At 59.9% G+C, this 23,098-nt stretch carries 23 protein-coding genes and 2 pseudogenes; 10 read left to right on the top strand and 15 right to left on the bottom strand.

Annotated features, from left to right (window positions below):
• Positions 1-167 precede the first annotated feature (167 nt).
• Positions 168-542, bottom strand: a complete 375-nt coding sequence (locus AWB67_RS25290) for a phage holin family protein (RefSeq protein WP_087658956.1) — start codon at positions 540-542, stop codon at positions 168-170.
• 53 nt (positions 543-595) lie between these two features.
• Complete coding sequence (locus AWB67_RS25285) at positions 596-910, bottom strand: hypothetical protein (protein WP_087658955.1); 315 nt, start codon at positions 908-910, stop codon at positions 596-598.
• A gap of 187 nt (positions 911-1,097) precedes the next feature.
• Here AWB67_RS25285 and AWB67_RS25280 point away from each other — a divergent pair, with 187 nt between their 5' ends.
• Positions 1,098-1,442, top strand: a complete 345-nt coding sequence (locus tag AWB67_RS25280; protein WP_125477664.1) for a hypothetical protein — start codon at positions 1,098-1,100, stop codon at positions 1,440-1,442.
• A gap of 956 nt (positions 1,443-2,398) precedes the next feature.
• Here AWB67_RS25280 and AWB67_RS25275 read toward each other — a convergent pair.
• On the bottom strand, positions 2,399-2,689 hold the full coding sequence (locus tag AWB67_RS25275; protein ID WP_235025308.1) for a hypothetical protein: 291 nt from the start codon (positions 2,687-2,689) through the stop codon (positions 2,399-2,401).
• Positions 2,690-3,066: 377 nt separating this feature from the next.
• On the bottom strand, positions 3,067-3,669 hold the full coding sequence (locus tag AWB67_RS43400) for a response regulator (protein ID WP_087658953.1): 603 nt from the start codon (positions 3,667-3,669) through the stop codon (positions 3,067-3,069).
• A gap of 352 nt (positions 3,670-4,021) precedes the next feature.
• On the opposite strand from AWB67_RS43400, the gene AWB67_RS25265 reads away from it, so the two are divergent.
• The 5 genes from AWB67_RS25265 to AWB67_RS25245 all read left to right on the top strand — a co-directional run bounded on the left by AWB67_RS25265 (position 4,022) and on the right by AWB67_RS25245 (position 8,245).
• Positions 4,022-4,237, top strand: coding sequence for a CsbD family protein (locus tag AWB67_RS25265; RefSeq protein WP_087658952.1), 216 nt, complete (start codon positions 4,022-4,024; stop codon positions 4,235-4,237).
• Between the two features lie 666 nt (positions 4,238-4,903).
• Entirely contained in the window at positions 4,904-5,764 is an 861-nt protein-coding gene (locus AWB67_RS25260; RefSeq protein WP_087658951.1) for a hypothetical protein, read from the top strand.
• A 254-nt stretch (positions 5,765-6,018) separates the two neighbouring features.
• On the top strand, positions 6,019-6,744 hold the full coding sequence (locus tag AWB67_RS25255; RefSeq protein ID WP_235025306.1) for a YrzE family protein: 726 nt from the start codon (positions 6,019-6,021) through the stop codon (positions 6,742-6,744).
• Between the two features lie 48 nt (positions 6,745-6,792).
• Positions 6,793-7,263 (top strand): DUF2382 domain-containing protein, encoded by a 471-nt coding sequence (locus AWB67_RS25250; protein WP_087658950.1) that lies wholly within the window; start codon positions 6,793-6,795, stop codon positions 7,261-7,263.
• 94 nt (positions 7,264-7,357) lie between these two features.
• Entirely contained in the window at positions 7,358-8,245 is an 888-nt protein-coding gene (locus AWB67_RS25245) for a YsnF/AvaK domain-containing protein (protein WP_087658949.1), read from the top strand.
• Between the two features lie 585 nt (positions 8,246-8,830).
• Here AWB67_RS25245 and AWB67_RS25235 read toward each other — a convergent pair.
• The 6 genes from AWB67_RS25235 to coxB are packed head-to-tail and all read right to left on the bottom strand — an operon-like array spanning position 8,831 to position 14,955.
• A complete protein-coding gene (locus tag AWB67_RS25235) occupies positions 8,831-10,102 on the bottom strand; it encodes a c-type cytochrome (RefSeq protein ID WP_087658947.1) in 1,272 nt (423 codons plus the stop codon).
• Between the two features lies 1 nt (position 10,103).
• Complete coding sequence (locus AWB67_RS25230; protein ID WP_087658946.1) at positions 10,104-11,024, bottom strand: cytochrome c oxidase assembly protein; 921 nt, start codon at positions 11,022-11,024, stop codon at positions 10,104-10,106.
• Entirely contained in the window at positions 11,018-11,353 is a 336-nt protein-coding gene (locus AWB67_RS25225) for a hypothetical protein (protein WP_087658945.1), read from the bottom strand. Before AWB67_RS25225 ends, AWB67_RS25230 begins: the two co-directional genes overlap by 7 nt.
• 16 nt (positions 11,354-11,369) lie before the next feature.
• Positions 11,370-12,005: a cytochrome c oxidase subunit 3 gene (locus AWB67_RS25220; protein ID WP_087658944.1), complete on the bottom strand. Its 636-nt coding sequence runs from the start codon at positions 12,003-12,005 to the stop codon at positions 11,370-11,372.
• Entirely contained in the window at positions 12,002-13,909 is a 1,908-nt protein-coding gene (locus AWB67_RS25215; protein WP_087658943.1) for a cbb3-type cytochrome c oxidase subunit I, read from the bottom strand. Before AWB67_RS25215 ends, AWB67_RS25220 begins: the two co-directional genes overlap by 4 nt.
• Positions 13,906-14,955 (bottom strand): cytochrome c oxidase subunit II, encoded by a 1,050-nt coding sequence (coxB, locus tag AWB67_RS25210; protein ID WP_200822301.1) that lies wholly within the window; start codon positions 14,953-14,955, stop codon positions 13,906-13,908. Before coxB ends, AWB67_RS25215 begins: the two co-directional genes overlap by 4 nt.
• 654 nt (positions 14,956-15,609) lie before the next feature.
• Between coxB and AWB67_RS25205 the strand changes: the two genes are divergently transcribed.
• A complete protein-coding gene (locus AWB67_RS25205; RefSeq protein ID WP_235025305.1) occupies positions 15,610-16,851 on the top strand; it encodes a Gfo/Idh/MocA family protein in 1,242 nt (413 codons plus the stop codon).
• Between the two features lie 434 nt (positions 16,852-17,285).
• Complete coding sequence (locus AWB67_RS25200; RefSeq protein WP_087658942.1) at positions 17,286-18,086, top strand: MOSC domain-containing protein; 801 nt, start codon at positions 17,286-17,288, stop codon at positions 18,084-18,086.
• Between the two features lie 465 nt (positions 18,087-18,551).
• On the opposite strand, the gene AWB67_RS25195 is transcribed toward AWB67_RS25200, so the two are convergent.
• Together AWB67_RS25195 and AWB67_RS25190 are read right to left on the bottom strand one after the other, a co-directional pair.
• Positions 18,552-18,968 carry a MerR family DNA-binding protein gene (locus AWB67_RS25195; protein WP_087658941.1) on the bottom strand — a complete coding sequence of 139 codons (417 nt, stop codon included), beginning with the start codon at positions 18,966-18,968 and terminating at the stop codon, positions 18,552-18,554.
• A 459-nt stretch (positions 18,969-19,427) separates the two neighbouring features.
• Positions 19,428-19,964: a DsbC family protein gene (locus tag AWB67_RS25190; RefSeq protein WP_159964929.1), complete on the bottom strand. Its 537-nt coding sequence runs from the start codon at positions 19,962-19,964 to the stop codon at positions 19,428-19,430.
• Between the two features lie 434 nt (positions 19,965-20,398).
• Between AWB67_RS25190 and AWB67_RS25185 the strand changes: the two genes are divergently transcribed.
• Positions 20,399-20,887, top strand: coding sequence for a response regulator (locus tag AWB67_RS25185; protein WP_235025304.1), 489 nt, complete (start codon positions 20,399-20,401; stop codon positions 20,885-20,887).
• A gap of 251 nt (positions 20,888-21,138) precedes the next feature.
• Positions 21,139-21,582 (top strand): hypothetical protein, encoded by a 444-nt coding sequence (locus tag AWB67_RS25180; protein WP_087658939.1) that lies wholly within the window; start codon positions 21,139-21,141, stop codon positions 21,580-21,582.
• 601 nt (positions 21,583-22,183) lie between these two features.
• On the opposite strand, the pseudogene AWB67_RS25175 reads toward AWB67_RS25180, so the two are convergent.
• The 3 genes and pseudogenes from AWB67_RS25175 to AWB67_RS25165 form a co-directional block, all read right to left on the bottom strand.
• Positions 22,184-22,388 (bottom strand): annotated as a pseudogene (locus AWB67_RS25175) (cold-shock protein).
• Entirely contained in the window at positions 22,370-22,696 is a 327-nt protein-coding gene (locus tag AWB67_RS25170; RefSeq protein WP_235025303.1) for a hypothetical protein, read from the bottom strand. The pseudogene AWB67_RS25175 and the gene AWB67_RS25170 overlap by 19 nt, the downstream one beginning before the upstream one ends.
• Before the next feature lie 37 nt (positions 22,697-22,733).
• Positions 22,734-23,024 (bottom strand): annotated as a pseudogene (locus tag AWB67_RS25165) (IS3 family transposase); the annotation flags it as partial.
• Positions 23,025-23,098 lie beyond the last annotated feature (74 nt).

Here is a 23,098-nt window from a genome sequence, read left to right as displayed (position 1 = left end):
CGTGACGAGCGCGGCGTTAGGCGTTCGTAACAGCCACGGTCCGACGTTCGACACTCCGCGTCGCACTCGGAGAGCGGACGACGCGCCAATCGACTGGCGCGCTGCAATCAGCCGTGCACGGGATACTGCCATTCGTTCCAACACGTTTGACTGAGCGTCTTCGTGTTTCAATTGCTCGCCTCCTTAATCGCTTGCAGGTCGCGGTTGACCTCGGTCCGCAACGTCTGGAACGGTTCGGTTGGCCGTTGCGATCGCATCACAAAGACTGCGGCTAACGTCACGAGAAGCCACGCTCCAGCAACACCCCATGCGACGTGCACAAAATAGGCCGTCTTGGCCGCCGTGACAATGATTGCTATCGAAATGAAGGAGAGGGTAAATAGCGCGCCTATGGCGAGAGCAACGAGCGCTACGACCTCATGCAGCATCCGCGATTTGGTTTCCGCCAGTTCGATGCTGAACAACTCAGCGTAATCGGAGGCGCGTTGCGCGCAAAATAGACCGACATTGCGCCATTTCGCAATCTTTGCTTGTATGGTCACGATATCTCCCTCCCGTCAGCACATGCCGTCGCCCGCGAGTACGGGGCCTTTCATCAGTAATCGTTTGCCTGGCTGCGATCAGGGCGCCGGGTGGCCGTCCCGCGCGTGGAGGTACCGCCGCTGCCGGACCATATGACGCCGACGAAGAACCCGGCAAGCAGCGCTATGCCTAAAGCAGCCAGTGGTCTCTCAACTGTGCGATCGCGCAAGAGGGCCGTTGCATCGGCATAGAGCTGTTGTGCTTTAACGCTCAAATCACTGACTTGACCTGCGACGGCATTTGATGTTTCGCCGAGCGCGTTACCTACGACGCCAACGACCTTGTCCGTCGCGTCGTTTGCTCCATCTTTGGTCCCATTCGTGTCCATTTTTCCGCCCTCCTGTTTTGAACGTCGAGTTGATTACGCACGCGTCGTGCCTGGTCTCGTCGACTGTGACCCGTCCAGGAGTTCACCGAGAACACTCTCGGTACGGCGTTTGCGACTACCGAGGCAGATGAAGGGGGCGCTCGACTCGGCGCGCTCGTTAGCAACGTTGTTGGAGAAAGGAGACGCTATGAAAACCATCGCGAGAGTCTTTGTCAGTCAAATCGATGCGGAGGCTGCGCGGCGTGCGCTGATTGACGCCAGGGTCAGCTCGAGCGCCATCGAAATGGCTTTCCAGGGAGACGAGGCTGGTCCGCCGCGCGGAAATTTTCTTACCGGTGACTCGGTCGAATCGGTCGGAAACGAGGACGAATACGACGCCCGTTTCCGCGTGATGGGCGAGTCGTCGCGGTTCATCCTAACGGCGCGTGTGGAAGATGACAATGTAGCGAACGCTGAAGCTGCGCTTGCGCGGATCGGCGGTCAAACGATCAACTCGGTTTCCGGCTCCGCTCTCCCGGTCAGTAAGGGTTGAAGCCATGGACGACGACCTGAAGCGGCTCGCATGGAAGCCGAGGCTCAGCTGATGGGAACGAGCAGGCGGCGTCGACCGCCCCAGATTTCAAGCGTCCTGCGCTGTGCCTGGTTGAGCCCTTCTTGCTTGGGCGTCAAACCACACGTATGAGCTTCGTCTCAATGGGGCAGACAGACTTGTCCCTGCAGCTCGTCGCGAGTCTCGAGAACCGACGAGTTCGGGAAAGCGGCGCACGTCCCGCTCGTTCCAACGCGACGATCGTTGTTTTGTATATTGAAGACGCGGAAATTCCAGTAGGGCGGCTTGACTGCAAACTCTCAAGCGTCCGAAATAGTTCCATTCTGAGTCTAGGGTAGGGCAAACCCCGGAGGGCTTTTCTAGCTACGGCCTCATAATTGAACGAGATAACCCGTTCCGGGAGAAACCCGATGAGCGACCCCGAAATTAGTTACCATCGCGAAGTGCTAATACCGTTGGACGCCTTCGACGATGGGCTGTATGCGGCAATGCTCATGGGTGCGTGGAGTGGACGGAGTGCAGCGCGCATCCCGGGTTCTGGGATATTTTCCATGCAAAGCGCAGGCATGCAGGTTCGCTATTCAGTACGGAATGGCGGAAATCGATCGGCGCCCGCTGCCGGAACCGGAGTGGGCCTAGACGCGGGCCGCGCGCTGGGTTCTACTGCAAAGGTACCATGAGAGGCGGCAGACACGGGCGCAGCCCGCGCGAGGCGGGGCGTCACTCATGACATCATTGCTTGGGGTGCGGGCGGCGAAGAAGCGTTGATCTTGATCGTTGCCTCGTGACACGCAATTTCTGCACGGCAAAAAGGAACCCCGGGTGGCATATGTAACCATTATAAAACCTAGTGACCCCCCGCTTAGCCGTGAAGGAGCGACTTATCGTTTAAATCCGTATTAAAGCGCAGCGTCATTTTGCGAGTCCGTCGGGGCGCTTCAGCGTAACCGTGCGCTTATTACTTTATGAAGCTCGAACAGACCGCGCTTCGGATCACCGCCTTCTGCCAGAGTCCGCGCAGCGTCGAGAATCACGCACTCGTGGCGATCGGGCGCGAGCCACTGATTCGTGTCATGAATCAGGTGGAGAACGTCTAGACACAGTACTGTTGGGTAATTTCCCGACGGATAACGATTGAGCTCGTTTATCAAAACCGTATAGCGGGCCGCCAACTGGCTTGCATTCTGATAGAACGGCTGCATGAAACCCTCTCCCGGATGGTGCTTCATCTTCGCGCTTCCATGTCCGCCTCGCTATCAGGCGCGATACCAATACATACCTGCGGAGCCGGACGCAGGCGCTCCCATTGATCCGCCGTTTTGGCTCGGTGAGCATCGACTCGGTTATTTTGTGACGGGGCTGCAGTGCTGCAGCTTGCACGGGCACATTGCTCTTTCGGGCGGTCACATTAGTTGACGCCATACAGCAGCCCATGTTGCAAGGCTCAGAGGGAGTGTTCAGACCGTGAGGCGGCCGTGTGGCGGGCTGCAGACCGGCGGTCCCTCATAGCGAGTTCTATGGGGCGAACTATCGTTGCGCAGCCTTTGCCTGCAGTGTTCACGGTGCTAGCGCAGGCCGAACCGTAACGACTCAAGCCTCAGTCGCCTCATTCGCCCGAGCCGCCTAGGAAGGGTGGCGCGCGCCGGCTCGACCGAGCGTGATTCTCGTCGCCGCGGCCAATGTTGACGGGTTGCAAAGCTGGTCCGCCGTACCGTGAGCGTGCTACCCACCTGCGCCTTCCGACGTTTCTCGCCTTTGACGACCACACCTGAGGCGCAGGCGCTGGAGTCATGTGCGCAATAAGGCTGAGCAGCGAGCTGAGCGAGCTTCCCTTTCGACAGAACGCATCAATCTGCACTGCCATGCCGCGCTCGATTACGTCCGCTTCTTCAAGCGACGTGTGCGCGATGATCGGAACGCGTGCAAATCGGCCCGATCCTCGCATGGCTTCGGCAACGGTAAAGCCGTCGCACTCTGGCATTTCCAGATCCAAAATGACCACGTGGGGCGTCCAGCCCAGATGGGTCCTAAAGACGGCATATCCGCCAGTCGCCACTGCTGTTCGGAAGCCTTCGACTGCCAGCGCTGCAGACAAGGCCTCCGCTCCCACGTCGTCGTCATCGACGATCAGGACGGTGATGGGCGGAGCTACGCGCTCAAACGATCGGTTAGCCCACAGGCCTGGAAGAGTAATTGAGTCGCGCTGCATGGGCGAGGATTGAAGAGACGCTTCGTTCTCCAACGCAGCAACCGCTATGCCGAATCCCCGCCCGGCGGCGCGACGCGCTGTTCATGAAGCGCTTTGGCGGCATTATGAAGCGCTGCTTCCTCCGTCGGAAACGCTTCGCTGGATTGCCTCAGAACGACTGACTTCGCGCCACCGGCACGAGCTGAAACAATCGCCCATACCCAACCGCCCCTGCCTGACGTTCCACGTTAATTTCTGGCAATTCGGACATTGGCATCGGCCTCCGTCGCCACACTATAAACCACTGTCCGGCACCTTCCTTGCTTGTATCGAGATGCCTGCGAGGTGGCAGGCGCTCTTTGGGAGAACGGTGATGAATGAAGACCAGGTCAAGGGAGTGGGCGAAAAGGTGAAGGGCAAGATCAACGAAGGCGTTGGCAAGATGACCGATGATCCCGCGCAAGAAGCCAAAGGCGACGCACAGCAAATCGCCGGTGAAGCCCGTAAAGAGGTAGGCGACGCCAAGGAAGATCTGAAGGATGCGGCGGATGATGCCGCTGAGCGCGACGACGGCACAACGGCACCTTGATGCAAAAGGCGGTGCCCGCAAAAGCGGGCACCGTCTAAAGCTAGCCCTTGGGAACCCCAGACGTAGTTTTCAAGTACGGGCGACCAAACCCACGCCTTTAGGACACCAGCCGCTACAACGACTCACTCCCACGAGAGTCTTTCAGCGTTCCGACCTCGATAAGTCTCAGCCCTTGCCAGGGAAGCGACAAGGTATTGAGGGTTGATCTGATTCTCGAAGTTGTCCAACGATCGAAACGGCTAGCACAGGACGGTGCACGAAATTTGTGCGCGTTTCCATGCGTGGAACATCCGTTTCTCGTGGCTAACTAATTGCTTCTCCACTGCGGTCGACCGATGCCGCCTCGGATTTTTTCTCGGGGACTATTCGTCACACACTGGTCCTATGCCAGATCAGGAGAATGTCCGCTATCACGAGTGCCAACCATACGAAAGGCGCCGCCACCAAGAGATACAGATGACAGCCATTCTGCGCATTTATCGGAATTCCTGTGGACGTTGGACCGGACGGCTCCAGTTCGGCGGAACGGAGTTATGTCTTTTAGAGCGATAACGCCGATCCCAAACAAGCAGCACATCGCGCGGCCACGCGCTTCACCAGGGGTAATTTCCGCTCGGCCGGGGCAGCCTGATTGTGCCAGCAAGTCACGCGCGCATTGGAGCAGCGATGATCAAGCAGTATGACGGTGAGATCGGTTTCGACCTTGGCTGGGACCTAGCAAGGTACGGGAGAAAGCCGGCCTTGGATAAGGTCGACGAGTATGTTTTGCGCGGCTACGGTGCCGGCCTCGTGCATTTCCCGCATGCGCAGCGTCACGCGGATCGGTTCGAAGCCAAGTGGCTCCAACTGCGCTTGAGCGCGCTTCGAAGGGGCAGGATCGTCCAGCGTGAGGTGACACCCACGTTCTTGCGGATGATCGACGTCTCTCACTGCCCGGTGACGCTTGAGGAGTTGACGCACGGGATGCGCACGGAGACGGATCGGTCCGTAGACAGAATCAACAACGACGGCGGCTATGCGACCCGGAACTTGATGGTCCTAAGCACCCGGGCGAACCAGGCGAAGGGGAATAAAAACTTCGGCGAAGTGCGCCGAAACTCAGAACGTCTTACCGACTGCGATGGGCTTTTGCCGCGCAAATGGCAACGTTTGCTGTGCTTGATGGCCGGCGCCTGCGGGGCCGCGGCCGGCGAGGAACTGGCTTGCTTTCCACTATCGACTCGCCTTCCGGCGGGAACCCTTGCCCCGCTTTACTTGCACCTGCAGAAAATGGTGCTGCAGTACGCCTTTCCGGCGACGCTGCGCAACCGGCTGATCAAGTTGCTCAGCGCCCAGCAACCGGACGCAGCGCAGCGCGCTCGCTTTGTGATCGCGTGCGAACGCGTGGCGGTCTTGATAGGAAAGGTAGGTCATCCCTACGACGCGTTGGCTGACGCACGCGTACAGGCTTTTCTCGCCGGATGGTTTGTTAGCCTTACCGAAACCGCTCGAGCGCACTTCTCTACATCGACTGAGCCGGGAGTCTAGAGCTGGGGACGAGGGGAATTCGGACTGAGTCGCCTTATCCCGGTCGCGTTCTATCAGATTCAAATGGCGGCGGGGCAATGAACTAAGAAGACCAACCACGGCCTGCCTGAACGCGCCGTTTGTTCTTATACCTCGAGCGCAAAACGTTTTGATCTACTGGCACGGCCATTGCGATAAAGGCGGACACCCATGCGCGGGGATCAGGGCCTGTATCACCGAACGCGTGCGAACAATTTTTCCCTAAGGACACTATCATGCGACTCCTCACCACTCAGGACGGGCTTCCGCGCGTCGCTTGGGGACCGGTCATTGCCGGCGTCATCCTCTCACTAATCGTGTATTTGCTCATGAGCGTGCTAGGAACCGCCATCGGAGCCTCGTTGCTCTCCCCGCTCTCGCAGCCAAATCCAATGCATGGGTTTGGTTTCGGGTCGGGCATCTGGGTGATTCTTACCACCGTAGTGGCCGTATTTATTGGCTCGTACTTCGCCGGTCGCTGTGCGCCGGTGCTCGGATGGCTTCACGGTCTACTCTCGTGGGCGGTCATGGTCTTGCTGGTCGCCTACGGAATGACGTCGTTGGTGGGCAGTGCTGTGAGCACCGCCGGACACGTAGCCGCCACAAGCGCCCAGGTCGGCGGCGCCGCCGCTAATCAGGCTATCGGAAATAACGTCGGTTCACTGGTGAGCTCCGCAACGCAACAACTGCAAGCAGCCGTTGCATCAGCAGCTTCAGCCGCCTCGTCCCCGCAGGCCGAGCAAGACGCCAGGCAAGCGGCTGATACGGCAGCGAGAGGCGTGGCACGCGCGAGTTGGTATTCCTTTGCGGCATTAATTGTGGGTGCGATCATCGCCATCGTGTCAAGCGGGGCAGGCTTTCGCCATCAACCCCCTTTCGAAGAAAGCGGGGGCTCGGTTCGCAACGGCGGGACCGTCACCTCGCAAGGACGCGTGACACGTCCGAGCGGCACCGTCCGATAAGTTGGCCGGAAGAGGGCGCATTTGCCCGAGTCCTTTTGGAGCAAGACGATGGATGTAAATTTCGTTTCTGATCAGCCTGAGAAGGAAAGGGCTTTGTCGTCCGAATCGGCACCGGCCGCCGCTGTCACTATCTCGGCGATCCAGGAAGAGATAAGGGTCGGCGCGGTAGAAACGGAGACCGGGGCGGTGAGAGTCCGAAAGGTCGTGACGAATGAAATGCGATCGATCCCGCTAGGGCTTCGTAGCAAAACAGTCGGCGTGACGCGCGTGTCCGTAAACCGGCCGGTAGAGTCAGAGTATGGGCCGCGTCAGGAAGGCGATACCTTGATCGTGCCTGTTTTTGAATACGTTCCCGTCTTTACGATGCAGTTGACATTGAAGGAAGAAGTGCACATTACCACCCACACTCTTGAAAAAGAGGAGGTACGGGAGGTGCCCGTCAAAGTCGAGACGATCGTAGTTGAGCGGCGTGACGGACCTAACGGCGCGTGGGTTGAGGACGATTCACCGAACCCTTAGCGTGCTACTGCTCGCAGCGGGAACAGCCGTTGCGTGATGTCGTTTTAAGGCGGCTTTCGCGACGACGGCGCCTTTTACTACTTGGAGATTTACGATGGCTCAGACCTTGGTGGCTGTATTCAATTCGTACGACGATGCTCAAGCAGCCGCGGGTCGGCTAGAGGCGGACGGTATCGCACGATCGGACCTGAATATTCATGCACGGGACGACGTTCGTGCCGACCTGCCGGCCCAAGGATTTGCGGGCACGACGGACAACGGCACGCCGCGCGATGTAACGGTAGGCCGCTCCCCCGGCGAGACCGAGGGCGGTGCAATGGCGCGTATTGAACATTTTTTCAAGAATCTCTTTGGCGATGAAGATGGACCGGAAGATGCGGGTCATTACCGGGAGGCAGTGCGCCGGGGCGGCGCAGTCCTGGCAGTGGACGTGGCTGATGAATCGCGAGTCGATGCCATTCGGTCCGTACTGAGCGGCGCCGGAGCGATTGACATCGATCAGCGGGTCACGCAGTGGAAGAGTGCCGGGTATGCGGGCTACGATGCAGCCGCCCCGGTGTACTCCGCTGACGAGATTGCGGCTGAACGCCAGCGCTTCAACGTTGTAAAGGAAGAGTTGGAAGTTGGCAAACGCGAGGTACAGACCGGGGGCGTGCGTGTCTATTCGCGTGTGACCGAAACACCAGTAAGTGAATCAGTGAACTTGCGCGAGGAGCACGCCACCATCGAACGTCGCGCCGTTGACCGGCCGGCGACTGCGGCAGACCTGAAGGAGGGTTTTGTTGAAATTAAGGAGACCGCCGAACAGCCCGTGGTGGCCAAGACTGCGCGAGTGGTCGAAGAGGTCGTTGTCGGCAAGGAAGCTAGCGAGCGGACCGAAACGATTCAAGACACTGTGCGCGGTACCGAGGTTGAAGTCGAACGTGTCGAAGGAAGAGAAGGGCTGGTTGAGAATGATACCCTCGGCAAGAAGCCGGTGTAACGCTACTTAATTAGCGGCGACCGAGCGGTCGCCGTAGTTTTATGCAGGCAGGACCCGAGCGGATGGGAAGCACGACGACTATTCGAGCGCAGCAAGCATACGACACCCTTAAACAAGCGATTGAGCATGCTCACGCAGTTTCAAACTGGTCTCACGCTGTCGATGCTGCGGTTAAGGCAGGCATGGTAGGCGGCTTGCTGCCGTCAGACGCCGCGTTCGAATATCAATTTACGACGCCCGACTAAACGCCGCTATACTCGTGGTGCGAACTGAAACGGTGCCATGGGCGCATGAGCATCAATCAATCGTTATCGGCAGGCTACGTTCGCTTGACCGAGACGAATCTAAGCGCGTCTCTTCGCTTTCTGCTAAGCCCATATGAAACCCACGGATTCCCTCGAACAGCCGTCAGACGTAGTCGTGAAAGAGTGCAGCCACGTCTCTTGCGATCTAGGGCGAAAGTATCGAGAGTCCTCCTCGACTAATCGCAAGACAACAATCGATTCGCGAAGAAGTCGAGACATTAACGCGTGGTTTCAAGGTGACGCAGCGGGATTGCACGCTTCATCAGGGTGCGGAGCACGTCTAGTTGTGCAGCGTGCTTCTAAGCGCGGCGACGTCGTTTGTCGTGATCGGCCGTGCGTCGTTGCCCCACGACGCGCGGATAAAGGTCAGAACCTGCGCAATTTGCAGGTCGTTTAGGGTGGTCGCAAACGCGGGCATCGACTGGCGCAGTGGGCCGTGCTGCGTCGCCGGGCTGTTGCCGCCTTCGACCAGAAGACGAATCAGCGATGTCGTCTCCTCGCTGATGACGGAAGGATTACCCGCTAGCTTCGGAAACGCATTCGCGACACCCTCCCCTCGCGACCGATGACACTCTGCGCAGAACGACGCATAGACCGCCGCGCCGATTGCTGGCGGCATATCGGGTGCGCGGGTCTTGAGCGCAGGCGCCGTGTTGTCGGCTTCGAATTGCCCATCGGCCGCGCCTGTGGCGGGGAGAGACTTGAGATATGTCGCCATGGCGCGGAGGTCGTCGTCGCTTAGATATTGCAAGCTGTCCTCGACCGTCTGCACCATGCTGCCGAACGCAACCACGCCGCCGCCATGTCCGCTTTTCAGGAACGATGCGATGTCGTCGCGCGACATGCGCCCGAGGCCCGAGCCAGGATCGCCGCGCAGATTCAACGCATACCAGTTGTCGTTGACGCCGCCGGCCAGGTAATCCTTCGACGATTCGTCGTAGCCGCGCTCCTGATACGCCGCGCCGCGCGGCGTGTGGCACGAGCCGCAATGTCCGAGCGACTGCACGAGATATGCTCCGCGATTCCATGCGGTATCACGATCAGGACGCGACTCGAACGTGCCCGAAGGCGCGAAGAGCCAATCCCAAGCGGCGAGCGCCCAGCGCTGATTGAACGGAAACGGCACGCGCGTCGGCGGCGGCGTGCTCGCGACCGGCGGCACGCCTTGCATCATGTAGACATAGAGCGCGTGCATGTCGTCGTCCGTGATCTTCGTGAAGGCAACGTAGGGCATCGCCGGATAGAGTCGCTTGCCGTCGCGGGACACGCCTTCGCGCAGCGCTCGCGCGAACTCGTCGTAACTGTAAGCACCGATGCCGTGAAACTTGTCCGGTGTGATGTTGCTGCTGACGATCGTGCCGAACGGAGAGTTCATTTCCAGGCCGCCCGCGTAAGGCGCGCCGTTCTTTGGGGCGGTGTGGCATCCGGCGCAATCGGCGGCTTTCGCAAGATAGGCACCGCGTTCTATCAACGTCGATGGCGCCGACGAAACGTCGACGACGTGAAGAGCGAAAAATCCAACCGCGATGCGACCGATGAGCGAGACATTCATATCAGCCGTCCTGCGCAGCCCGCGCTCGCATTGGCGACGGAAGGCGCTTGACGAGCCAGCGCGCCGCGACCGCGAGTCCGCCGATGAGGTAAGCGAGACCGCCCGGCACCCACATCACGAGCCCGCCTAGTTGCTGGTCTTGCAGCGGATCGAAGCCGAGCGCGCTCGTGCTTTCAATGTACGACGGATACCAGAGCCCCGGCGACAGCGTCAGCAGCGCGCCGAGTGCGCCGGTATGGACCATCGTCGTGAAGAGCGAAAGCATCGCGTGCGCGCTCCGTTCGCTGCGTTGTGTGTTGCCGAACACCGTCCACCAGAAAAGCAGCGCGCTCACGAGAAAGCTCGCGTGCTGCAACGTGTGGATGCCGGGACGCGCGAGCGCCGCTTCGAAGAACACCGGCGCATGCCAGCCCCATAGCGCCGCCGCGTGCAACAGCCATGCGGCGAGCGGCGTCGTGATCGTTCGCCAGGGCGCGCGAATCCAGCGTGACCTCACCGCGCAGCCGACGCCAACGCGCAACGAAACGGGCAGCGCCCACATCCACACCGAGAGCGGCCGGCCGATCACGAGCAAGGGTGCAGCGATCAACATCAGCGCTTCGTGCTGCAACATGTGTGCGGAAAAGAGCGCGGCAGCGAGCGTGTCGAGCGGCGAATCGAGTGCGGCAACGAGCGCGAACCACCCGAGCGCGAACGCAGTGCAATGCACGGCGCGCACCGTGCGCGCCTGACGGCTGCGCGCTCGCAACCGCACGTATCCGACGACATACAGCGCAGCGCTCAGCACGAGCAAGCCAACGACCCACGGATCGAAGCTCCAGCCGAAGTGCAGCGCGGCTCGATCGTCGGCGGTGAGCCCGTGCGCTTCTGCCCCACCCACCCAGCCGAGTGCGGCGACGACGAAAGTTCGTGGGATCAGCATGGCGAGAGCAACCATTGCGGTATCGATATCGCGAGAACCGACAGCGCAGACAACACGCCGACGCCAATCGCCACCGATGCGACGAATCCTGCACGCGCCGGCCGCGCGGAACTGTCGGAGGGAATGCCTGCCCGCGCCGAGCGCCAGCGCAGCCAAGCGGCGATCGAAGCGACGACGCACACCGCGAAGCTCGCGACGCTCACGCTGTTGAGAGGCGCGACGCTTGCGGCTGAGCATGGCGCTGCCATCGTGGAGACGAGCGCGTAGTTCACGCCGAGGCACGCGAGAACGAGCGAAGGCGCGACGATCAATGCAAGCCAGGTTCGCATTTCAATCTCGATACGTTCAAAAGCGCGGCGCCCCGTAAATCACCGCATAAATAGGCAGCCAGCTCAACACGACGAAGTACCAGTACACCGCGTTCTCGCTGACATCCACAAAACGCTTGCCTTCCATCGGCCCGGTAAAAAGCAGCACGGCGAGCACGGCCGTATCGACGGTATCGGTGATCAGATGCGTGGTATGCAAGCCGAGCAGCAGCCACACGACAGAGCCATACGCATTCGTGTACCAACTCACGTTGAGCGCGGCGAATTCAAATGCGCGAACGACCAGGAACACCAGCGCCAATAACAGGCACACGACGAGCCACCAGCGCGCGCGCACGATATCCTCGCGCTCGGCCGCGCGCTTCGCGAGCTGATTCGGCACGAGGCTCACGATCAGTACGATCGTGTTGAGCGTGCCCCACAGCAATTCCGGCGGCCGCCCGGCCATCGGCCATTGAGACGCTACGCCGCGCAGGTAGAAGTATGTCATCACGCCGATCGCGAACACCGTCCCTTCAATCAGCATCAGGCCTATCGTGCTCCACCACATCAGGCTGCGATGACCGTAGCCGTAGGTCGGCAGATCGCGCACGTCGAGAACGAACGAAGCGTCGTCGGCAGAGGCGGCATCGTGACGCACATGCGTGGTCATGGACGCTTCTCCCGCGCGACGGCCAGCGCGTTCTCGCGACGCTTCGGCCAAAACCACGCGATCATCGCGACGACCACCGGCGCCGACGCCCACACCACCGCCCACGGCGTATAGATCGACGCGATGAAAAGCACGGTGGTGGCCACTGCGCTTAAAAAAGGCCAGATCGACGGCGACGGAAACATCGGCCGATGATCGGGCACCGCATCGAGCACGGTCGTCGCGAGCACCTCGCGCGCATCGGCGGCGAGGCCTGCGACGAACGCGGGCTGCGCGCCCGGCTCCCATAACGGATCGCGACCGTGCACGACGGGTATCGCGTCGAAATTGTGCGGCGGTGGCGGCGACGGCACACTCCATTCGAGCGTGCCAGCGCCCCGCCGATAGCTCACCACGACGTTCACTATAAAAAGCAGCACGCTGAGTGCAATCGTCCATGCGCCGACGGTCGCCGCGAGGTTCATGCCGTCCCATCCCATGCCGTGGGGATAGGTCCACACGCGCCGAGGCATGCCTTGCAGGCCGAGCAGATGCATCGGAAAGAACGCGACGTTAAAGCCGATGAAGAACAGCCAGAAATTCCAGCGTCCGAGCGTCTCGCCGAGCATGCGGCCGGTGAACTTCGGAAACCAGTAATAGAACGCGCCGAAGAGCGGAAACACCGCGCCGCCGATCAGCACGTAATGCAGGTGCGCGACGACGAAATACGTATCGTGGACTTGCAGATCGATCGGCACGGAGCCAAGCATGAGGCCCGTCAGGCCGCCCAGTACGAGGATGAAGAAGAACGCGAGCACGAAGAGGAGCGGTGTCTTGAGCGCGATGCGTCCGGTCCAAAGGGTGCCGATCCAGCAGAAGATCTGCATAGCCGACGGGATCGCTATCATCAGGCTCGCCGCCGTAAAGAAGCTCTTTCCGAGTTCGGGGATGTTTGTCGCGAACATGTGATGCACCCACAAGCCGAACGCGAGGAAGGCGGTTGCGATCAGGGCGAGCACCATCGCCGGATAGCCGAAGACCGGACGCCGCGCGAAGGTCGGAATAATCGATGAGATGAAGCCGAGCGGCGGGATGAAGATCAGGTAGACCTCGGGGTGTCCGAAAAACCAGAAGAGATGCTGCCAGAGCAGGACGTCACCGCCTTTTGCCGGGTTATAGAAGTGCGTGCCGACGAGGCGGTCGAGGATCAGCGCGGTGCTGCACAGCATGATCGACGGCATCGCGAAGATCACCATGAATTGCGTGACGAGCGTCGCCCAGACGAAGAGTGGCATGCGGTTGAGCGACATCCCCGGCGCGCGCAGCTTGAAGATTGTCGTGATAAGGACGATCGCTTCGAGCAGGCCCGAAAGTTCGGTGAACGTGATCATCTGCGCCCAGATGTCGGTGCCCTTGCCCGGCGCGTAGTCGGCGCTCGCGAGCGGCACATAGCTGAACCAGCCGGCCGCAGGTGCCGAATTCACCGCGAGCGACGCGAACAGCAGGATGCCGCCGAACAGGAACACCCAATACGCGTACGCGTTCATGCGCGGAAACGCGACGCTGCGCGCGCCGATCATTAGCGGAATCAGGAAGCCCGCGACCGCCTGCATCACCGGCACGGCGAAGAGGAACATCATCGTCGTGCCGTGCATCGTGAAAAGCTCGTTGTAAAGACCGGGGCCGATGAGGCGCGCGTCGGGGCGCGCGAGCTGCGTGCGCATCGCGAGCGCGAGCAGGCCGCCGAGGAGGAAAAACACGAACGTCGTCGTCATGAAGCGGCGAGCGATCGTCTTGTGATTGATCGCCGAGAGCGCGCCGATGAAGCCGGGAGAATCACTCCATGTCGCAGCCAGTGATGCGCGCACGTGGGGCGGTGCGTCGGGGCCGTCATAAAGGCGTGGTTTGGTCGCTGGATCGGTCATTGCAGCGTCCCGAGGTAGGCGACCAGCGCTTGAAGATCGGCGGGGGCGAGGTGAGTCGGCGGCATCATCGCGGCGGGTTTGAGGGCGCGCGGGTCGGTGATCCAGTGTGCTAGTGACTCGCGATCGTTGGTGAGCGTGCCGGCCGCGAGCGTGCGGCGGCTCGCGAGATGCGTAAGGTCCGGCCCGAGCCTTCCGGTTGCCGACGTCCCTTCGATCGCGTGGCAGCGCGCGCACGTGCCCATCATGAAGAGCTGCTGGCCGTGCGCTTCGAGATCGCTCGACGGTGCGCGCGCGCCCTCGCGCTGCCGTGCCGCCCACGCGTTGTAGTCGGCGGGAGGATCGGCGACGACGAGGAACGCCATCAGCGCATGCTCGTAGCCGCAGAACTCTGCACACTGTCCGCGATAGGTGCCGGCGCGATCGGCGCGAAATTCGATCGTCGCGTTGCGGCCCGGGATCATGTCCTTCTTGCCGTGCAGGTTCGGTGCCCAGAACGTGTGGATCACGTCCGCCGCGACCAGCGACACGACGACCGGCCGCCCGACCGGCACGTGCAGTTCGTTGGCGAGGGTGAAGCCCGGCGTGCCATCGTCGGAAAGATAGTGCGCTTCCCACCACCATTGATGCCCGGTCAATTCGATGTGAACTGCATTCGCGACCGGCAGGCGTGAGAGCGCGCGGTCGGTGAGGACGTCGGCCAGCACGAGGCCGAAGAGCAGCACGGCCGAAATTACCGTCGCGACAATCACCGAGCGGCGCAGGCGCGGCTCTGGGCTTTCGATGCTGTAAAGATCGGGCGGCGTGTCGCGTCTGGCCTGCGGCGCGCGTAACAATGCGATGAAGCACGCACTCAGGACCGCGGCGAATACGATCGAGCAGACCGCGAGCGTCAGATGCCACAGGTCGAGGATGCGCGCCGCTTGCACGCCGGCCGGAGCGAGGGTGCTCTGGATCGGTGAGGCCGAAGCGTCCATCGCGAGCGCGATGCCGACCGCCTTCGAAGCGACGATCCTGCAGCCTTGACGCTTGACGGAATATTGCGGCATGAGCCCTCGGGAGCAGTCATCGGCCCTTTCCGGGCGTCTCGGTTGCGACGCCCGACAGCCTGTACAAATTTTCGACAGCAAATTTTGTACCACTGGCAAACCGACTTCGCCTTCGACCTGATCATAGACAAGTACGGTGCGGCTTGGTCATCGTCGGCTTTACCCTCGGGGCTCTCATTGCTCGCATGCATACGTTGAACAAGTACAGCCTCGAACGCTAATGATGTACTGCGCGATCACAACGACTTCGGAGGGATGCAGGAGGACGGCATCACTAAAAACCAAGTCCATTCGTCATTCGGGGACGCGGCGCAGGCGCTTTGACCGTCAATGCGATTTGCGATGCACGTATTTCGGGCGTTGCGGAGCGAGAACCTTGCCACAGGCCTTGACCGACTCGGCACCGGGACGCGACGGAGTACCCCCCGAGGGATTGCGTGGCAGGTCCAATGCTGATGGAGTGTCGTGAATGCACGAGTGTTCGGCCTCTGCGGATCGCACCCGCGAAATTCCGAGCCTCATCGATGGAGCCCTCAATGCCCCTTATCGGCCGACCGACGAAGCCCGAACGATCGCCGCCCGACGCCGACAATCCGCCACCCGAAAACGCCCGGCGTTTCCTTCCTCCAGCGCTGCGGTGCGGGAATCGCCGCCGTGATTGCAGGGGCATCGGCAGGGAGCGTGTTGGCGGCCGGTCTATCCGACTCGGAAGCGAACCAGGTCAGACTTCCGCTGATCCAAGATCCGAACACTGAGCAGAAGGAAGAGGCACCCGACGCGAATCTTCCGCCCGAAGGTCGCATCGGCTATGCGGTGGTCGGGCTGGGACATCTGTCGCTTAGTCAAATTCTGCCGGCACTATCGCACTGCAAGTACTCGAAGGTCGCGCCGCTCGTCTCGGGCGATCGCAGGAAGGCGCTCAAGATAGCACGGCAGTACGGCACGACGGATACGGACGTCTACAACTATCATAACTTCGAGCGTCTCGCCGACAACCCGAGCGTTCAGGCAGTCTATATCGTGCTGCCTAATAGCATGCACAAGGAGTACACGCTGTGCGCCGCGAAGACCGGAAAGCATGTACTCTGCGAGAAGCCGATGGCAACGAGCGTCGCCGATTGCCAGGCAATGATCAACGCGTGCCGGCGCGCTGGGAGCAAACTGATGATCGCGTATCGAAGCCAGTATGAACGGATGGACCGCATGATCGCAACGATGGTCAAGGAGCAAAAGCTCGGGATTTTGCGGGAGTTCGTCGCGGGCAATTCGCAGAACGTCGGCGATCCCGCGCAATGGCGGATGAAGAAGGCGTTCGCGGGCGGTGGCGCAATACGCGACATCGGGCTCCATTGCCTGAATGCGGCGCGCTTTCTGTCGAGCGAGGAACCGCTCGACGTGATGGCATCAGTGCATAAGCCGGATGGCGATCCGCGTTTCGTCGAAGTCGAAGAATCGGTGCAGTTCATCTTGCGCTTTCCGAGCGGCCTCACGGCAACGTGCATGTCAAGCTATGCGAGCCACGAATCGCGCTTCTTCTGGTTGCAACGCTCGCAAGGCTGGGTCGAGATGGACCCCGCGTTCGGCTACAACGGATTGCGCATGCGGCACGGGATGTTGATCGATGGCAAGAGCGCGACGACCGAAGTGCAGATCGATCCGCAGGACCAGTTCGCGCGCGAGATCGATCACATGTCGGTGTGCGTCAAGAGCGATATCACGCCGCACACGCCTGGAGAGGAAGGGCTTCAGGATCGACGCATCATCGAGGCTGATCTATCAATCAGCGCGCACGGGACGCGTCGTGAAGATCGCAAGGCTCGCTTCTCGGCGCGCGGTCCCGATCCGCAGGAGGAGACGTTTCGAGGCCAGGCACCGACACCATGTAAGTGTTCGTGAATGATCCCGCCAAATCGTGGCTTCATGATGCACCGCCGCGACTTCCGCGGGCGCTTTGCACGCGTCGTTCTCATTCGGGAAGCGTCATACGACCGCGCAAAGCATCCGCGAAGCCGGCCCGGACGGTTCAGGCGTCGATGCCCGCAAACACGAGTTCCGCGCGAGATTTAAAATGCAAGCCTACCTGATGGTGAGTGGTCTTGAGTGGCGCCGCCAAAGGTCGGGCAGTAGTCGGCGTGCTCCCGCTCGGCAAGCTCTGATCCTGAGAAGCGAGCGCATGGCGGCGAACAGGCTCAACGGCGCTAGCGCATTGAAGCGCGCGGCCCGGATCGGAGGGCAAGCGAACGAAGCCAAGGATCGCGTCAACGCTTTCCATCGACTGCGCCAAGCCGCCACAAAAATTTCCTGCACAAGATCGTGTCGAAGAGGTATTTATGTTTGTCCATTCGCTCAATCGATACCCTATTAAGGGCCTTTCGGCAGAGCGCCTGCCGAGCGTAGACTTGATCGCTGCCCGAGGGTTTCCACTCGACAGAGCCTTTGCTATCACAGACGGTTCCTTCATGTTCAACCCACAGCAACCGACGCCGGAGCCGAAGACCAAATTCTTAATGCTTGCAAAATACGAGCGCTTGGCGAAACTGAAGACGCGCTATCTCGAAGACTCGGGCGAGCTCGAAGTGCGGCATGGCGATGCAACAAATCGCTACGACCTTTCTTCGGACGCAGGTCGAGAAAGTGTTGCAGCGTTCGTGCGCGACTTTCTTGCGACGCCGCTTCCTGGAGAGCCGAAGGTCGTACATGCGCCCGACCATCAATTCACGGACGTCAGTGTCCACTCAGTTGCGCTAATGCGAAGCATCTCGTTGATCAACCTCGAGACGGTACGTGACCTTGGTGAGCGCGTTGGTATCGAGCTCGATCCCATCCGCTTCCGGGCGAATCTTTATTTCGAAGGCGCCCCCGCTTGGAGCGAGATGGAATGGCTAGGCAGAGAGCTTGTAATTGGAGACGCTAGGTTAAAGGTAGTCCGACGCACGAAACGGTGTGCGGCAACGAGTGTCGACCCGGCGACCGGCGAGCGCGGTTTCAATCTTCCGCTTGCTATCCGGGAGTACGTATTGCATGGCGACCTCGGCGTGTATGCAGAGGTGGTAAAGGGCGGTGCGATTTCACCGAATGATGTGATCGAACTCGTGAGCGACGACGAAGCAGAGCCTGCAGCGGGAGACTGAGTAAGCGTTAAGACTCCCGGCCAATCAGGGAAACTTGATGAAGGTGCATCGAGCGCGGGGCGCAGGCTTGGCTCATTGGGCGATGCTCGGGCGCGGTTTTCGAAGGTCGGAGGGAGAAAGGGTGTGGACGACACACCTTGGAAAATCGGCCCGCTGGCGTGTCTCGATAGCGCGCCGCTTTCTAGCCAAGATCAAAACGTCCGATCTTGGGCGGCCAGCGCTTACTTGGCGTCGACCCCGCCGCCGAAGGCTGCGATGGCGACGATGCGCCCATCTGATACGAGATCCCGCATCGTCGTGGCCAAACGCACAGAAATGAAGGTAGAAATGGGGGGAAAGCCAACCTGAACGGCTTTCTGTTTAATGGATCAGCAGCTATCACGGTCCTAGCCTAGTTCAAGCGCAAGGCTGTACAACGCCGCTCGAGATCTCGGACGAAGCGGTCGATCAACTCGGCACCGCTGATCAAGATCGGGATTGGGCATTTGGCTTCTCGAGCGCGCGGATAGGCTCGCAATGCTCGACTGGCCGGCTGTGGCAATTCACTTCCTGCCTGAGCGCGCGCCACATGCGTTGAAGATCCCGAATATCGCTTTTGAGAATGTCGAGGCGAGCGCGGGTCATACGATCGGCATCGGCGCAAGGTCGCTCGGAGTGATGTTCGAGTGTGAGGAGGTCACGCATTTCATCGATGGTGAAGCCGAGTTCACGTCCGTGCCGGATGAATGCCAGACGCTCAACGAACGCGTTGTCATATTGGCGATACCCATTGCTGTCACGAGCAGTGGCGGGCAAAAGCGCCACCTTCTCATAGTAGCGGATCATTTCGACATTGACGCCGGAGAGTCGGCTCAGCGTTCCTATGGAGTAGGTGACGGTCATGACTGGACCCTTTAGTAGCTACTACGGGCCTTACGATACGCTTTTTGAAGAATCTAAGGCAGCAAACAAAGCTGCGACGTTACCGAGCACGTCGCTGAGTGATACCTAGCAAGCGCCGCGCATTTAGCTGTCACTTTTGCAGAGCTACCGCACTGTTTGCGAGAAAGGTCCGACGTCGGAGAATCACTTTTCTTAAATAGTTATGTAGGTCAGGCGACAAATGATCGACGATCACAACGCGATGCCGGCGTCGAGCGGCATGCCGTGGAAGAGGCGGTTCAGCGTCCAAAAAAAAGACCATAGGCTGCTGCGAACTCTTAGTCTGTACTGGCCGAATCGATGACCGTCGTGTTGCCGGGGCCAGTCGTCCTTACGCTCGCAGGCACAGACATGATGCTGTCGGTAGCCCGCGCTTTCGGTGTAAGGCGATCTTGGTTCGCTCGCCAGCGATATGAGCTCCTATGGAGTGAGCAAGCTTTTCAGATCATCAAGCCGAATTGCACCCGTGACAAGCTCGCCATTCGCAACAATGATCGTGGGCGTGATCCTTACGCCTAGGCCTTGCGCCAACGCAAGATTGCTTTCGAGCGGTGCACAGTCGCACGAGGCCCGGGCCGGAGGTCGCCCGTCGAGCATCCAGGCACGCCAGGCCTTCGCGCGTTCGGGTGCGCACCAGATTGCGGCAGCCATCGGCTTCGACTCTGCTGTGAGAATCGGAAATAGAAAAGTGTAAATTGTGACGTCAGAGACTTGCCATAATCTACGTTCGAGCGCCGCGCAATATGGGCAGTAGGGATCGGCAAAGACCGCCAGCTTTCTACGCCCGTTACCCTGAACGGTCTTGATCGCATGGTCTAGAGGCAGACTGGCAAAGTCGATCTGCCTGCCTTGCATTTGCGTCGCGCTGGCTTCTTCATCCGCCGTCGCGGTCTGGCCCGATAAGAGGAGCGCCGAACTGATGACGAAGGCGGCGGGTAAAGAGCGCAAGCCAATCATGATCCAAGGTCTCATTGAGTCGGCGACGCTCGTAGCGCATGTTCGCCAAAACGGAATCGTCGCCGCGGAGCCGATGCGCGCTTACATTCAAGAAAACTCCGCAGCACCGCAATGCCGCACTGTAGGTGCGCAAGCCGGCGACAGGAAAGCGCCAATGCGACAGGCTGGCTTGTCCGCTGGTTGCTATACCCCGCGACTTTCTGAGTCGTCTATTGTAGGACTTCGCGCCGACCAGTTACGATCAGATTACATCTAATCGCGGGGGCGTGCCCGAGAGCGAAGAACGCTTTCAAGTCTAGACTGAAGAACTCTCAGCAAAATTTCTGCCCAAGGGAACGAGCGTCGAAGCGCCGACAAGTATTGCCTCACGATTTGCGGCGTCCCCTGGCATCGATCTCAGCCTATACTAGTATTGGGCAGAGGGATGCCCGTCGATGCCGTCGGTCGATCGATACGAGATCGCACAGGACTTCGCGATGACCGCCGAGAAATCAGGCATGCCCCTTAAGTGCACAATATGGAGCACGCGGAAACGCGGCGGGCGCCGCTTTCCGCGCGTTCTCGTGGTTGATGACTACGCTGACACCGTTAACGTGACCAGCATGGTATTGGCGCTCGACGGTTTCGAAGCACAAGTTGCCTATCGCGGGAACGCGGCCGTCGACGCCGCCACGCGCTGGCAACCGCAGGCCGTGTTACTCGATATCTGCATGCCGGATATGTCTGGGCTAGAAGTCGCAGCAAGACTTCGAGCAATGACTAGCACGTCGGAGACAGTGCTGATCGCACATTCGGCGCTGGCATCCGATGCGGATCTAGCACGCGCGAAGGAGTCGGGTTTCGACGCGTTCTGCGCAAAGCCGACTGATGCCATGAAGCTAAGTCCATTTCTTCGCCATTTTGTGGACCCTGCGGCCGAGTAGATTCGGCACCAAATTTAGCGGTTCCCGCTGATTTAGCTCTGGCACGACGGTCGGCGTACCGGGGGCGACATCGGTGTCCACGCCGTCTGAAACCGGACCGACGCTTATTGGTTTTCGAATTCAAGGGCGTCTTTGACTCGATTTTTGATTCCGTGTCTGCGGCGATGTAACGTGACATTGCAGAATCCCGGCTGTTTCCAGTTCGCATGCAACGATCATTGCCCACATGAAGCCATTGTTAGGGAACTGCCATGAACACCAAACAAAGTAAAAAGGGACATCTCGAAGGTGCCGCATCGCATCATGAGCAAGCAGCGCGGTTTCACCGTGAGGCATCCCAGTACTACGAAGCGGGCAAGGATTGTGATCATGCAGCTCACCAAGCTGTGTTGGCGCACGGTCATGCACTGCACGCCATCGACGAGGCAAATGTCGCTGCCAAGCATGCGAGCGTTCCTTCGGCAGGGGCCATTGAAGGCGGCCTAACTTCCGCGCAACATCATGCCGCGGCGTCGGATCTCCACGCCCAAGCGGCACAACACCTACGGCGCGCGGTAAAACTCTTCGACGATGACCGCAGCGCAGTCGCTCACGAGATGCAGTTGGCATTTGCTCTCGCACTACGGGCGGTGGCGCATGGCAATGAAGCGGCCAAGCAACATGTCACGTCGCTGCGGGAGAAGGGCGCGTCCTGAAGTGTGTTTCGAACTTGTCGGACGCGGAGTGGCTGTCGAGCGGCTGCGAGCGTGCGAACGGACGCGGTCGAAAACGCACCAAAAAGGACGATCAAAACTTGAACTGCTCCCCGGTGCATATGATCGAGCCGATCAACCTGCTTAACCGGGTTTCGCGCGCGATTTCGCACTGATGCGTCCGAGCCGTGCCGACATGCTAAGGGAATTCGAGCCGCCGCTCACCCAACGGCGCGTCGAATTGTATCGACAAACTTGGAGTGGCTTTTATCGAATGCCGGTGTTGCTCTTCGCCGTTCTTGACTCGTGTCCGCGAAGGGCCGTAGCAGAACGTATCGGCGTGCAATAGCCGAACTTGTTAGACGTCGACGGATAACGAAAGTGAGGTTTTGGGGGCGGCGCAACGCTCAGGGCATATCTGGGTAGTCGGAGCTAATTTCGCGTGCTGCAAGTTAATCTCACACATCAAATCATCGGCTAGTCTCGCAAGACCGCATGAACGTGAAGGCAGAAGAAGTTGAGGATAGAGGGCTAGCGAGACAAACGGCCACTCCGCGTCGTTGGATCCAGCAGCGGGCCGACCCGACCCGCCGCTCGAACCGGTCTACAGCGGTTGGATGTTGGACGCTTGCTTGCCTTTCGGGCCTTGTTTTACTTCGAAGCTTACCTTCTGATTCTCCTGCAGCGACTTGAAGCCGTCCGCCTTCACTTCAGAAAAGTGTGCAATCAAATCTTCGCCGCCTTCATCCGGCGTGACGAAGCCAAAGCCCTTTGCGTCATTGAACCCACTTTACAGTACCGGTTGCCATCTGCTGATTTTCCTAGAGATCATACATTTCGAGTAATTACGCCGCGCATTGAACAGCTTCTCGCCGGGCGTGTGCGTCTGGCGCAGTGTGACCGGCAAGGCTGCCGCCCACCGCTCGTAATGCTTGCAGAACCAGCTATATCCATAGCCTTCCGGCTCCTGCGCCTTGTACTCGTTCCACAACAGGTCGAGCGTCACGCCTTTCCTGCCGAGGTCCCGATTCACCGCCGCCCAGTTGGGCATCGGTCGTGTCCGGCTCGACGATGGCGGCGGCGGAAACAGCAGCGCATCCAATGCTGCCTCTTCCATTGACTGAGGTCGGTCGGAACCCGTGGACGCCAACGGGTTAAGCAGTGATCTTGTTCAAGTAGAAACGCTGCGTGAAAGCGGCGGGAGACAGGTAGTCAAGCCGCGCCTGTGTTCGCTGCCGGTTATAAAAGATCTCGATGTATTCCGTGATCTCTTGCTTCGCTTGGTGCCGAGTGGCGAACCGCCGCTGATAGACCAGCTCGCTCTTCAGTGTGCCCCAGAATGATTCGATTGGTGCGTTGTCAAAGCAGTTCCCTCGTCTACTTATCGATGCTTGCATGCCGAACTGGCTGACAAGATCTTGGTAAGCATGCGCGCAATATTGGGCGAATTCAACTGGTCGTTGCAACACCTCCTAAATGAGGTGTCAAATGGGACGACCACAGGGTTGGGGTTCGGAGC

The organism is Caballeronia terrestris (assembly GCF_001544515.1).
Classification (GTDB): domain Bacteria; phylum Pseudomonadota; class Gammaproteobacteria; order Burkholderiales; family Burkholderiaceae; genus Caballeronia; species Caballeronia terrestris.
The sequence above is the reverse complement of the archived record's forward strand: the minus strand, read 5'-3'. Positions and strand labels throughout refer to the sequence as shown.